We start from the raw sequence: 12619 nt of genomic DNA on the forward strand, positions 1-12619 counted from the left end.
GTGGTCGACCGACTGCTGATAGAAGTCGTAGAGGCGGCGGCGAGCAGCCTCGGCCTCCTCGGGCGGACCGATCGCGGCCGCCAGCTCCGCGGCATAGATCGTCACCAGCACGTGCATCTGATAACGCCGCGGGCGGTTCTGGGTCAGAAGTCGGGTGCGCATCAATTCACGAAGAAGCGGCCGTACGACGATCTGGTCGACGCCCAGCAGACCCGCCAGGGCTTCCTCGGTGACATCCGGCCCCGGGTGCACGGACAACAACCGGAACAGGCGGGCCGCTTCCGGTGACAGCCGATCGTAGGAGCCGGCGAAGACAGCCCGGAGGCTGTTGTCGAGATTCACATCGGTGAAGACATCCAGGTTGTGACGCTTCGCTCGCAGGTCGGCGAGGATGTCGGACATCGGGGTGTCGGACATCCTCGCCACCATCAGCGACAAGGCGACGGGCAGCCGTCCGCAGCGCTCGATGATCTCGTCCAGCGCCTCGACGTCCGCGTCGCCGGGAAGCCCGTCGGTCAGACCGGCTCGGATGGCGTCGCGAGCCTCCTCGAGCGTCGGGACGTCGAGCGTCAGGAGGCAGGCGCCCGAGGTCACGCCCAGCGCCGACAACCGGGTCCGGCTCGTGATGATGACCAGGCAGTTCCGACTTCCCGGCAGGAGTGGGCGCACCTGGTCGGCGTTGTCGAGCAGGATGAGCACCCGGCGATCGGCCAGCACGCTGCGGTACAGCGCCGCTAAGGCCTCGACGTCGCCACCGCCGGACGGGACCACGCCGAGCGCGGACAGGAACGCCTGCAGCGCCTCGGCCGGCTCGACCGGCGGGCGCCGGCCGTCGAAGCCCCGGAGGTTGAGGTAAAGGTTGCCGTCGGTGTACTCGCCGGAGATCCGGTGGGCCAGATGGACGGCGAGCGTCGTCTTGCCGACGCCCGGGATGCCGTCGATGCCGATGATCGGCAGTGAGGGCGGCTCGCTACGCGCATAGGCGGCCAGCCGTCGCAGTTCCTGGCGCATGGCGTCAGGCTTCCGCAACAGCGATGACGACTCGCTGATGGAGTCGGTGCACGCGACCCATCGCCAGCCGCTGCTGCGTTTTCTGCTCGGCCTGACCCGCAACGAACGCCCGGCGGCCGAGGACCTGCTGCAGGAGACGATGCTGCGCGCATGGCGTCATCTCGCGTCGTTGCCGCGGGAGGAAGAAAACGCTCGGAAATGGTTGTTCACCATTGCCCGGCGCGTCACGATCGACGCCGCCCGGTCGCGGCAGGCACGCCCGGCGGAAGTCAGCCTCGTGGAGGCCGACCAGGTCAGCAGTGTCGACAGCGCTGACGGCGCGCTGGCACTGCACGACCTGACCACAGCGTTCCACCGGTTGAGCGGCGAACACCGCGCAGTGCTGCAGGAGCTGCACCTGCGTGGCGCCTCCATCAAGGAAGCCGCGCGGCGCCTCGGCGTGCCCGCCGGAACGGTCAAGTCGCGGGCGCATTACGCCATGCGCACCCTCCGGGACGCCGTCAATCCGGCCGTTCAGGGCTGATACGCGCCGATGCGTGTCCAGCCAGCGGGCTGACCGTTCCCGAACTCGCCAGTAAGATCGCCGACAGGCATTCCAGTTGCCTATCGCGTAGCGTTGCTCCCCGAGATCTTGAGAGCTGTGACAGCCCGGAGCCCGCTACCGTGCAGAACGTTCGGTTCGCCCTGCTGGGGCCCCTGCGCGCCTGGCGCGGGGACGAGGAACTGTCCCTCGGCGCGAGACAGCAGCGACTCATCCTGGCCCTGTTGCTGGCCCGGGCCGGTGAGCGGGTCAGCGTGTCCGACCTGGTCGCGCTTCTCTGGGGCGATCGCCCGCCCGGCAGCGCCGTCAACGTGGTGCACCGGTACATCGGCTCGCTTCGCCGGATGCTGGAACCACAGCTGGCTCGCCGGGCCGAGGGCCGTTGGCTGATCGCCGATGCCGGCGGCTACCGGATGCGCGTCGATGCCGACTCCCTGGATCTGCTGGCCTTCCGCGACCAGGTGGAGGAAGGCCGCGCGGCAGCCCGATCCGGCCGGCCCGACGAGGCTCTGACCCTGCTCGCCTCGGCGCTCACGTTGTGGCAGGACCGCTGCGCGGCCGGGCTCGACACCGCGCTGGCCGGCCATCCGGACTTCGTCGCCCTCGAGAACGAATGCACCCGCGTCGTACGGGAGGCCGCGCGGCTGGCTGCGGAGCAGGGGAAATCGGCCGTCGTCCTCCCGGCGCTACGGCGGTCCGCGGCGCGTAATCCCCTCGACGAGGCTCTTCAGGCCGACCTCGTACGGTCGCTCGCCGCCGACGGCAAGCAGGCCGCGGCCCTCATGCACTTCCAGCAGGTCAGCCACCTGCTGGACAACCAGCTGGGCGTCGTCGCCGGCACCGAGCTGCAAGCCGCGCTGCAATCGGTGCTGCACAGCGGCGACGAATCTCCGGCCGAGCCGTCCGAGGAGGCCGCACCGCGACGTCAGCGCAGGGTCAGCCCGGCCCAACTGCCCTCCGACCATCCGTACTTCACCGGCCGTGGCCCGGCGATCGAACGGCTTCTCGCGTACGCACGCCGGAACAGTGGATCCGCGGTCCTGGGCATCGACGGCATCCCGGGAATCGGTAAGACCACCCTGGCGGTCCACCTCGCCCACCTGGTCGCCGCCGACTACCCCGACGGGCAGCTGTTCGCCGATCTCCGGGGCTTCGACGCCACCCGGCGGCCGGTCGACCCCGGTGACGTCCTGCTGAGCTTCCTCTCCGCGCTGGGCGTCGCCGAACCGCCCGGGGACGCCCCCGTCGAATGCCGGGCAGCGCTCTACCGCAGCGTCCTCGCCGACCGCCGCATGAGCGTGGTGCTGGACAACGCGTACAACGCCGAGCAGGTGGAGCCGCTGCTCCCCGGAACGGCGAACTGCCTGGTGATCGTCACCAGCCGGACCCGGTTGTACCCCCTGGCCGCCGCCACCGGAGCGCATCTGATCTCGCTGGACACGCCGGAAGCGGCCGAGGCCCGCGACGGTTTCGCCAACCGGATCGGGCGCGACCGCGCCCAGGCGGAAAAGGCGGCGCTCGACGAGATCATCGAGCGCTGCGGCCGGCTCCCCCTGGCCATGGCCGTGGTTGCCGCGCGGGCGGCGGACCAGCCGTTGTCGACCATTTTGGCCGAGCTGCAGTCCGCCCAGCAGACTCTCGAAGCTTTCGCCGACGAGAACCTGGACAACGACCTCCGCGCGATCTTCTCCTGGTCCTACCGCCGGCTGACACCGGCCGCCGCCCACCTCTTCCGGCTGTTGTCACTGCATCCGGGCCCGGACATCACCGCGGAGTCGGCCGGCGTCCTGGCCGGGACCGGCGCGGACCAGACCCCCAGGCTGCTGGCCGAGTTGCTGCGCACCCGCCTCGTCACCCAGCATCGGCCACACCGGTATCGGCTGCACATGCTGGTGCGCACCTATGCGCTCGAACTGGCCGCGCAGACGGACCCGCCGCGGACGCGGGACGAGGCGCTGCGACGGCTCTACGACTTCTACCAGGAGAGTGCGGACGCCGCGAACCGCCTCATCGAGGGCTCCGGCCAGGTGCCCGCCCTCGACCGGGACGCGCTGGACACCACCGCGACCCCCTCGGTCGACGGGACACCCGCGATGGAGTGGTTCATCACCGAGCACGACGTGCTCCGAGCGGTCGTCGAGGACGCCGCGCAGCGCGGCGAGACGCGCCGGGTGTGGCGGCTCGTGCTCGCCATGCAGCTCTTCTATCACCGCTACTGCTGGTGGGGCGAATGGCGTGACGTCGCCCGGCTGGCGCTCGACGTGACCACCGCGGCCGGTGACCTGCAGGGGCAGGCCCAGATGGAGCGGTCCGTGGCCGGTGCGCTGTTCTTCCTGGGTCACCACGACGAGTCGCTGGCTCATCTCCGCTCGGCCATCGCCCTGTTCGAGCGGGCCGGGATGGACGCCGAGCGCGCCCACGTGCTGATGAACCTCGCCCGGGTCCTGCTCACCAAGGGGTCCCGCACCGAAGCCATCCGGCATCACCGGTCCGCCATGGTGCTGCTGCGCCGGCACGGTCTCCTCGCCGCTCAGGCCAGCGCGCTCCAGGTCATGGCCAACTATCTTCTCGCGGAGCGCCCGCGAACGGCGCAGGCTCTCGCGCGGCGGGCCGCCGAGATCTGCGCCGAGACCGGTGACGTCCAGGGCCTGGCGATCTGTGACGAGCTGCTGGCCCGGTGCGCCCTGACCGAGGGCCGCCTCACCGATGCGCTGCACTGGTCGCAGCAAGGAATCAAACGCCTCGAAGGTACGTATTTCCGCATCACCCAGGCGGAAGCGCTCACTACCAACGGCGACGTCCTCGCCGCCTCAGGCCGATGGGAAGCGGCCCAGCAGTCCTGGCAGAGAGCGCTCGAGTACTTCGACGACACGCACACCGAGTACGCCCTCGAACTGATCAAGCGACTCGGCTGCACCCCCGGCCCGTCCTGAGACAGCCGGCCTCCGCTGGGCGCCGGCCCGACGCCAATTCCGTCGTGGCCGTGAACAAAGCGTCCGCCTGCCCGTCTTCCCCATCGTGAACAACGCGGCCATCACCATCAACTACGGTGACCTCCAACCCGTGGAGATCCACTTCGACGATCTCGACATCTTCGGCGTCGTGCACAGCTCCCGCTACACGATGATGCTCGAGCGTGGCTTGAGCGCCTACTGGGCCCGGCGCGGTCATGACATCAGTCTCGCCGACAGCGACTCCGACGCCTGGCAGATGGTCCGTGAGGTCAGGACCATGTTCGAGCGCCCCATCCGGCGCATCGCCCCCATCTATCTGCATCTCTGGACCGAACATCGGGGACGTACCAGCATGACGACCGGCTTCCGGTTCATCTCGGCGGACGGCACCGAGCAGTACGCGCATGGTCGGCGCATCGTCATCCGATTCAACCCGGTCACGCGCCGGCCCAGCGAGTGGTCGGCCCGCGCCCGCGCCGACGCGGACGCGCTGCTCCGACCGGCGCACCTCTGACCGCCTCCGGTGCCCGGGCCGGGTGCGGTCGCGCCGGCCGGGACCATGGGCACCTCACCACCGCGACGCTCGGAGCCCGGCCGGTGGAGGCCGGAAGTCCGCTATCAGCGGCGGCGGCGGAGTTCCTCCAGCTGATCCACCTGTGCTGCGAACAACGCGAGGTTGCACCCGTGCGAGGCGAACACCCGGGCAAGGCCCCGGCCGAAACGCGGGCCGAGACCGGTCATGACGACGTTCTGGCGTTTCATCGGTTCCATCCGTCGAGATCCGTAGCCCGCGACGACGCGGTGGGGTCCGGATCGCCGATCACCAGAAACGACATGTCAGAGACCGAGAAGGTCGCGCCCGTCCACCGTCGCGACCATCCTGCAGGCCCACCCGATGCCCACCTCGGATACTCGGATGCTGTCGCTGCGACGGAATGTCACAATGCCGGCGGTGGAGACCTTCCGGTGCGCGCAGTGCGGAAGCGCACTGAGCGTTCCGGTCCGGTTGGTGGAGTTGCCGGCGCAACCGCACTCGTCGCTTCTGGACTGCCACCATGTGAATCCTCCGCTGCTCGGCCCCGGCACCTACGCGACTGACGAGGCAGCGTATGGCTGTGATCAGGTGGCCAGTACCTTCGTACTGTCGCCCGGCGATGTTCGCGGCACCCGCCTCGTGCACGATCTCGTCCTCGTCGGCTGCTGGTCCCTGGCTGGTGGGAACCTGTGTGTGGCCTGCGAGAACTGTGGAGCCTTGGTCGCTTCTCGGACGGACGACTGCAGGGTCGCTCAGGAGACGCGCTTCCACCCCTCCACGGTCGTCCGGGAAACCGATGGAAAGGAGGTCGATGACGCCGCGGATCCTTTTGCGCTGCTCGCCGACTGGGATAACGCTCCGCCCGACACGAGGCGGCACGGCTGGCTCCCGAAGCCGACGCGTTTCCGCCCCGAACTGGCCGCGACCCGCTGGAACAGCCCTGAAGTGAAGAAGGATCTCTATCGAGACGACCCGCCAGCCTGACAGACAAGGCACTCTCTTGCCGAGTTGAGGATGTTGCTGAAGGTGGAAGTCGGTGTTCCGTACGCCGTTATTCCCTTCAGAATGCTGTCTATGAGTGATCCAGACGCCGGTGCAGCGATGGCGCAGGAGGAAGTACTGTCAGGGGGCAACATGGGCGGAGCCGTACGTGTAGGCGTCAGCGTCCGCCGCCGTTCCGGTGCCTGGAGCTCGACGATCCAACGACTCCTACGGCACCTGAGACGGCATGGCCTGGAGTGGGTACCTGAGCCCCTCGGGCGCGATCGGGACGGACGCGACAGCGTGTCGTACCTGGCCGGTGAAGTGCCGCAGTACCCGTTGCCGGACTGGATCTGGAGCGAAGGCGTTCTGATCGACGCGGCCCGGCACCTGGCCCAGCTTCACGCGGCCGGCGCCGACTTCGACACCACGAATGCGAGCTGGCAGCTGCCTGCCCACGAGCCGGTCGAGGTCATCTGCCACAACGACTTCGCCCCCTACAACATGGTGTTCGTCGACGGCCGGCTCACCGGGGTCATCGACTGGGACACAGCCTCTCCTGGCCCGCGAGTGTGGGATCTGGCTTATCTCGCCTACCGTTTGGTGCCCTTGACCGATCCGGCGAACGGCGACGGCTTGGACAGCCAGGTGGACGAGCGAGCCCGACGCCTGCGCCTGCTCTGTGACGCCTACCGCCGCTACCACGGCCACGAGGTAGACACGGCAGCGGTGCTTCCCGCCACCGTGCAGCGCCTGTATGACCTGGCCGATTTCACACAAGCCCGCGCCGACGCCGGCCATGAGGATCTCCGCAGCCATGTCGGCCTTTATCGGCGAGACGCCGCATGGATCGTCGCCCACACCGAGGCCCTGACCGGTGCCGCGGGCTAAGGCCGTAAGCGCATCCGCCCCGAACATCAGCAAATGCCGCCGATAGGGCGCGCCGGGCCACCGGACTCGAACCGGCTCATCCCCAACTGCTCGGGTGCTCAGCGTCAGCATGGCGCACTTTCCCATCTGCTTTCGCCCGGCGCGCGAGTAGGAGAGTAAACGCCGCAGTCGCGGCCGCGCGAGCGGCTTAGCGGACTCACACTCATGCCGCGACCAATGCGCGCCGCCGATACGGTGGTTACGCTCGGTGTAGGCCGCCTGTCCGTGCGTCACGTCTGATTTACGGCATCTCCGGTCCGGTCAACTGGACTCAATAGCAAGCGCCGCTCGGATGGCAACGGCGAGATCGTCGCGTTGCCCTTCGGGAAGGCGCGAATCGGCGGCGCCCTGATCCAGGTACTGGAAGATTCCCGGCCCGCGGCGCTTGGCCGGCAGGTCCGGCATACGCGGCACGATGTGGAAGTGGACGTGCGCGAAGCCCTCCTTCTCAGCGAATTGGACCACGTAGGTCTTGACGCAGCCGGTGACCGTTCGTAGCGCCCGGGAAAGCCGTACCTGCCAGACACCCAGCGTGCCGGCTTCTTTATCGGTCAGGTCGGCGATCGAGGTCACGTGGCGCCGCGGGACCAGGACCAGCCATCCCGGCAAGCTGCTGTTGAAGTCATGCGCCACCCGCCAGCAGTCGTCGCCGGCGACCCGTTCGCGCGGCGGCAGGTCGTCGAACAAGTCGTTGTTCTGGCAGGCATAGCAGCTCATAACGCAGATCGTAGAAACGGCGAATCGCACTGTCATGCCGCGATCCGCTCCCTACCTGGCGTCACGGCCGCCGAGAGGGTCGGCTCGCAACGGTTGAAAGTCCCCTTTCTGTTGGCCGGCGGCGGGTGGTGGGTGGTCCTCGATGCGGCCGGACCGGGGCCGCCCGAAGGGCGAGTACCGCCTGCCAATTGGTTGACAGCCATCTATGGAATACCGGACGGTCAAGGGATGCTCACACACCGCTTCCGTGCATTGCTGGCCATTCTGCTCTCCACCGGCGCGCTGCTCCTGGTCGCCGGTCGGGCCGCAGCGGCGGCGCCCTCCGCGCCCGCCAACCTCCACGTCACCTCCGTCAGCCCTACCTCCGTGACCCTCGCCTGGACCGCTTCCACCGGTGATCCCGTCGACTACTCGCTCAGCTACTGGCCCGCCTTCGGCGACGTCGGCTACGGTCAGCACGTCGGCAACGTCACCACCGCAACGATCACGTCCGGCATCAACCCGAACGGTCAGATCCAAGTCACTGTCCAGGCCATCGACGCCGACGGCCACTCCTCAGCGGCGAGTAACACGCTCGTTGTGGTCACCCCGGCGAACACCACCGGCGACATGACCGCACCGACCGCCCCCGCTAACCTCACCCTGACCGGCGTCGGACCGGCCGGCGCGCAGCTGACCTGGACGGCGTCCACCGACGACACGGAGCTGACCGGCTACTACGTCTACCTGTTCGACGGCTGGTACGTGTCCCGGTATCTCGGCACCACGACCAGTACCTCCTTCACCGCGCCGATCCTGAGCACCCAGACCGGTATGGTCCGCTACTACGTACGCGCACGCGACGCGGCCGGCAATCTGTCGATCGCCTCCAACCAGGTATCCACGACCGCCACCCCGCCGGCCACGCCGTGCAAAGTCGCCTACAAGACGACCAGTGACTGGCCGGGCGGTTTCGTCGCCGAGGTGACGCTGACCAACACTGCGACCACACCGGTCAACGGCTGGTCCCTCGCCGTCTCCCTGGGCGGGGACCAGCACGTTACGTCGTCGTGGGCGACGAAGTGGGTCCAGTCCGGCTCGACGGTGACGTTGACCAACGAGACCTGGAACGCGACGATCCAGCCCGGTGCCAGCATCACGGCCGGCCTTCTCGGCACGTACACGAAGAGCAACGCCTCCGCCACCATCGCCGCGCTGAACGGCACGGCCTGCGCCCTGGCCTGATCTGTGGGATATCCAGACTTGGGGCTCCCGAGACGGCAGGCGGCCCGGCACTCGCTGTAGTCGCCGTTGACGAGGCAGCCGGCTGCTCTGCTGCGGCACCGGGTGAGGGCCAGGAGGTTGATTTCGACAAGCTCAACCGCGCAGCACCCTCGTCAGGAGTACGGCGAGCGGGCCGTTGATGCTGTCCGGCGGGATCAGCTTGTCGCCGCGTCGGCGTAACTCCTGCTCGTCGTAGCCGGGGCCGCCGTGTCCGCCGAACACGGCGGTGGAGCCGTCGAGCGCGTTGGTGCTCCAGACCTCCCACATCATGGCCGCGCCGACGGTGTCGTCGTCGGAGGCGTCGTAACCGTTGCTGCCGAGCAGCTCGGTGAAGTCGTACATGCTGATGACACCGAGGGTCCATGCGCGTGCGGACACGCCGGCGGTCACGTCCCGTTCTTCGAGGGGTGGCCGGTCGCCGATCTCGGCGGTGAGCTGGTCGGCCAGGCGTTTCTCCGCGGCATGGACATCGGCGTCGAGGTAGCTGTCGCTGATCGCCATCGGCCCGTCGGCGGCCAGGTCGGCGAGCGCCGGCCAGTCTCCACCGGCGGCCAGCACCGCTCGGGCGATCGGTTGCCACTCACGGCCGGTGATACCGCCGTCCCTCGCGATCGAGTGCAGGACCAGAGCGAGCCCGGCGCGATCGACCTGAGCCGTGGTCTCGGCGAGCTCCTTGACCCGGGTCGCGTGCAGATTGAGGTACGGCAGCAGCAGGCGCCGTCCGGGTGTCATGCGCAACGTCAGCCGGGCGCTGCCGTCCCCGGTGTGCTCGACCCGAACCGTCCTGCGGTCGGTGGCGAAGACCAATGGCAGCGAGAGGGCGTCCACGGCCGCGGACACCTGCGCGGGTGCGGCGGCGACATGGACCACGGCCTCGATCACGGCCGTAACCGTACCCACCGCGGGCGAACGTGCGCGGCACGGCCGAAGCAGACGACCAGCAGGAACAATGAGTCGCATGACCTACCGCGTTGTCACCTGGGATGCGGGTAGGCAGATCGACTGCGCGCAGTTGTCCGCGGCCATCGCCGACGTGGCCGGCGCCGGTTTGTACGTGCGTGGCGCGGCTGATCTGACCGTGTCCGGGCGACGTGCGGTCGTTGGTGCCGGGGCACGCCACCGCCTCCCCGGGGCTCGACGGCACCCTCGTCCACGTGGCTGACGCTCGCCTGGGCATGGGCGGGCTCGACCTCGCCCTTGCGCAAGCTCGTGGGTCGGTTGGGCGGCAGGTCAGATGCGGAAGGTGGCGACCAGGCCGCTGAGTTCGGTGGACATGCGGGCGAGTTCGGTGGTGGCGTGCTGGGTCTCGGTGACACCCTGGCTGGTCATCCGGGCGGCTTCGGCGACGCCGGTGATGTTCTGGGCGATCTCGCCGCTGCCGGTGGCCGCTTCGCTGACGCTTCGGTTCATCTCGGCGGTGGTGGCGGTCTGTTCCTCCACGGCGGAGGCGATGGTGGTCTGGAACTCGCTGATGCGTTCGATGACCGTGGAGATTTCCTCGATGGCGGTGACCGCGCCGCTGGTGTCGGCCTGGATGGCCTCGACCCGGCGGGAGATGTCCTCGGTGGCGCGGGCGGTTTCCTGAGCGAGGTCCTTGACCTCGGAGGCCACCACGGCGAATCCTTTGCCCATCTCCCCGGCGCGGGCGGCCTCGATGGTGGCGTTCAAGGCCAGCAGGTTGGTCTGCTCGGCGATCGCGGTGATCGTCTTGATGACGTTGCCGATCTCGGCGGAGGAAGTGCCGAGCTTGTTCATCGTGGCCGCCGTCCTGGCGGTGATGGTGACCGCGTCCGAGGCGACCCGGGCGGCCTCGGACGCGTTTTGTGAGATCTCCCGGATCGAGGCGCCCATCTCTTCGCTGCCTGCCGACACCGTCTCGACGCTGCGCGACACCTCCTCGGCCGCGGCGGACACCGCTACCGCCTGCGCCGATGTCTGCTCGGCGGACGCGGCGATGTTCGCGGCGGTGCTGCTCATCTGTTCGGAGGCGCCGGCGAGTGAGGTCGCGGATCCTTCGATCGTGGTGATCGTCTGCCGCAGTTTGGCGATGGCGCTGTCCAGGGCCCGTGCCATCCGGCCGGGTTCGTCGTGGCTGTCCAGGCCGGTGTTGCGGGTCAGGTCGCCGTCGGCGAGTCCGTCGCATACGTAGGTAACCTTGGTCAGCGACTGGACGATCTTGCGTGCGACGAAGAGACCGATCGCCAGGGCGACGATGAGGCCGACGGTCAGGGTGATGATCGAGACGGTCCGGCTGGACTCGTAACCGGCCTTCGCCGCGTCGGCGTTCTTCGCCGCGTCCGCGGTCTCTTTGTCGTCCATGGTGGCGAGGATGTCGAAGACTTCCGTCAGGATGGGCAGCACTTCCGTGCCGCGGATCTGGGCCCATTCGGCGAGCGCGCTGCGCTTGCCGAGTGGGATCAGCTTGTTCGTGGCGATGTCGGTGTAGGCGTCCCAGTCGGCCTGCAACTGGTCGATCAGAGCGGCGTCCGAAGCGGGGTTACTGGCCCGGTAGGCGGCCATCGCGGTTGTGAAGGCCTGCAGATCGGCAGTGTAGGAATCGGTGAACTTCTTGGTCGAGGCTGCGTCGACCGACAGTGCCTGGTTCGCGGTGTCCACCCGGGCCTGCAACACCACGGCCTTCAACTGCCCGACCGCTTTGATGCTCGCGACGTTGCTGGTGTAGATCATTTGTGCGGAGTTGCTCGCGTCGCTCAACGATGTCAGCCCGAGAAGTCCGACGATCAACGCGACCAGCGCCGCGGTCGTGACCGCCGCGATGATCTTGATGTTGACGCTCAGGTCAGCGAACGAGCGCCGTCGGCCACTGGTCTTCAGAGCTGCCTGTGTGGAAGAAGTCGTCGCCGCCATAACAGTCCCGCTTTCGGAGGAAAGTCAGAGTTCTGGCCTCACCGGCTGCACACACCTGCCGCTCATCACTATGCGAGCAGCCGCACGTTGTTGCGCCCGTTTCGAGAGATTTTTTCTACCCCGGCGGCAGAGATCTCCGACGACCGGGTCCGCCTCAGGGACAGGGCGGTCACCGTCGCCGTCGCGTCCCCGATCGCCCCGGCCCGAGTACTTCGCGAACAGGGATTGACCACCTGTGCACGGCTAGAGGCCCGATCTGACGCGTGATGTCTCCTCGGCCGCCCCGCCGTGCGGCAGTGGGCGCCGACGGAGCCTTGCCTCCACGGCCATCTGGGAACAGGTACGTCCAATGACTCACATCGGCTCCCCGGGGAAGTCGCACTCCCGCAGAGGACGACCGCTCGGCTTCAGGCGCCGACCGGGTTGCCGTTTACTCGACCGTAGGGCGGGTCCGGGCTGAGCGGCCTAAATTCGGGGGGCATGCCCAGCCCCGTCGCCAGCGATGGTCAAGTCCCCGGAAGGGGACTGTCAAGAAAGGTTCGGTGGCGCGTCCCGCTGAGTCCGGCAACCGCTGGCAACGCATGCTGAGCTTCTGCTCCGGCCACGGCGAGGGCTGCGCGTTTCCGCGCCGAGTGCCTCATGGATGAGTTGGACTGCCTTCAGGGCCCGGGCATGGTGAACCTCCGGCGGGCGGACCGGACCGAGCAGGTCTGCGGCGCGCCGTCGGCGGCGGACGGCTCCGGTCGGCCACCGGTTGATCCGGCGCCTCGGCCCGCACCGGCACGGCAGGGCCCGTCCGCCGGGGGACCCGGTCGGACG

Annotated in this window: 11 protein-coding genes; 6 read left to right on the forward strand and 5 right to left on the reverse strand. The window is 68.6% G+C overall.

The genetic code is table 11. The annotated features are described in order from the left end of the window. Window positions 1-1011 (reverse strand): ATP-binding protein (locus tag Acy02nite_RS45085; RefSeq protein ID WP_203756036.1); only part of this gene is annotated, 1011 nt, incomplete at its 3' end. On the opposite strand from Acy02nite_RS45085, the gene Acy02nite_RS45090 reads away from it, so the two are divergent. The 3 genes from Acy02nite_RS45090 to Acy02nite_RS45100 all read left to right on the forward strand — a co-directional run bounded on the left by Acy02nite_RS45090 (window position 1010) and on the right by Acy02nite_RS45100 (window position 5020). Continuing rightward, on the forward strand, window positions 1010-1534 hold the full coding sequence (locus tag Acy02nite_RS45090) for a sigma-70 family RNA polymerase sigma factor (RefSeq protein ID WP_203756039.1): 525 nt from the start codon (window positions 1010-1012) through the stop codon (window positions 1532-1534). The two genes, Acy02nite_RS45085 and Acy02nite_RS45090, sit on opposite strands and share 2 nt — an antisense overlap. Window positions 1535-1674: 140 nt before the next feature. Beyond that, the gene (locus Acy02nite_RS45095) at window positions 1675-4485 is read left to right on the forward strand and encodes an AfsR/SARP family transcriptional regulator (protein WP_203756042.1); all 2811 of its coding nucleotides are present in this window, start codon (window positions 1675-1677) and stop codon (window positions 4483-4485) included. An 85-nt stretch (window positions 4486-4570) separates the two neighbouring features. Then, window positions 4571-5020, forward strand: coding sequence for an acyl-CoA thioesterase (locus Acy02nite_RS45100; RefSeq protein ID WP_203756052.1), 450 nt, complete (start codon window positions 4571-4573; stop codon window positions 5018-5020). A gap of 104 nt (window positions 5021-5124) precedes the next feature. Here the strand turns inward: Acy02nite_RS45100 and Acy02nite_RS45105 are convergent, their stop codons facing one another. After that, on the reverse strand, window positions 5125-5268 hold the full coding sequence (locus Acy02nite_RS45105) for a hypothetical protein (RefSeq protein ID WP_203756054.1): 144 nt from the start codon (window positions 5266-5268) through the stop codon (window positions 5125-5127). A 181-nt stretch (window positions 5269-5449) separates the two neighbouring features. On the opposite strand from Acy02nite_RS45105, the gene Acy02nite_RS45110 reads away from it, so the two are divergent. Then, complete coding sequence (locus Acy02nite_RS45110) at window positions 5450-6025, forward strand: hypothetical protein (protein ID WP_239175879.1); 576 nt, start codon at window positions 5450-5452, stop codon at window positions 6023-6025. A gap of 300 nt (window positions 6026-6325) precedes the next feature. Continuing rightward, window positions 6326-6913: a phosphotransferase gene (locus Acy02nite_RS45115; protein ID WP_203756060.1), complete on the forward strand. Its 588-nt coding sequence runs from the start codon at window positions 6326-6328 to the stop codon at window positions 6911-6913. 300 nt (window positions 6914-7213) lie between these two features. Here the strand turns inward: Acy02nite_RS45115 and Acy02nite_RS45120 are convergent, their stop codons facing one another. Then, a complete protein-coding gene (locus Acy02nite_RS45120; protein ID WP_203756063.1) occupies window positions 7214-7669 on the reverse strand; it encodes an HIT family protein in 456 nt (151 codons plus the stop codon). Between the two features lie 228 nt (window positions 7670-7897). Here Acy02nite_RS45120 and Acy02nite_RS45125 point away from each other — a divergent pair, with 228 nt between their 5' ends. After that, window positions 7898-8893, forward strand: a complete 996-nt coding sequence (locus Acy02nite_RS45125; RefSeq protein ID WP_203756065.1) for a cellulose binding domain-containing protein — start codon at window positions 7898-7900, stop codon at window positions 8891-8893. A gap of 132 nt (window positions 8894-9025) precedes the next feature. On the opposite strand, the gene Acy02nite_RS45130 is transcribed toward Acy02nite_RS45125, so the two are convergent. Both Acy02nite_RS45130 and Acy02nite_RS45135 read right to left on the reverse strand, forming a co-directional pair. Further along, the gene (locus tag Acy02nite_RS45130) at window positions 9026-9814 is read right to left on the reverse strand and encodes a hypothetical protein (RefSeq protein ID WP_203756067.1); all 789 of its coding nucleotides are present in this window, start codon (window positions 9812-9814) and stop codon (window positions 9026-9028) included. 348 nt (window positions 9815-10162) lie between these two features. Continuing rightward, a complete protein-coding gene (locus Acy02nite_RS45135; RefSeq protein WP_203756069.1) occupies window positions 10163-11800 on the reverse strand; it encodes a methyl-accepting chemotaxis protein in 1638 nt (545 codons plus the stop codon). Window positions 11801-12619 lie beyond the last annotated feature (819 nt).

It is taken from the genome of Actinoplanes cyaneus, from assembly GCF_016862095.1.
GTDB classification, from domain to species: Bacteria; Actinomycetota; Actinomycetes; order Mycobacteriales; family Micromonosporaceae; genus Actinoplanes; species Actinoplanes cyaneus.

Bases quoted from the DNA above. Each gene is read 5' to 3' on its own strand.
- Acy02nite_RS45110 (WP_239175879.1), top strand. From the start codon at position 5,450: ATGCCGGCGGTGGAGACCTTCCGGTGCGCGCAGTGCGGAAGCGCACTG.
- Acy02nite_RS45125 (WP_203756065.1), top strand. From the start codon at position 7,898: ATGCTCACACACCGCTTCCGTGCATTGCTGGCCATTCTGCTCTCCACC.
- Acy02nite_RS45120 (WP_203756063.1), bottom strand. From the start codon at position 7,669: ATGAGCTGCTATGCCTGCCAGAACAACGACTTGTTCGACGACCTGCCG.
- Acy02nite_RS45105 (WP_203756054.1), bottom strand. From the start codon at position 5,268: ATGAAACGCCAGAACGTCGTCATGACCGGTCTCGGCCCGCGTTTCGGC.
- Acy02nite_RS45135 (WP_203756069.1), bottom strand. From the start codon at position 11,800: ATGGCGGCGACGACTTCTTCCACACAGGCAGCTCTGAAGACCAGTGGC.
- Acy02nite_RS45090 (WP_203756039.1), top strand. From the start codon at position 1,010: ATGGCGTCAGGCTTCCGCAACAGCGATGACGACTCGCTGATGGAGTCG.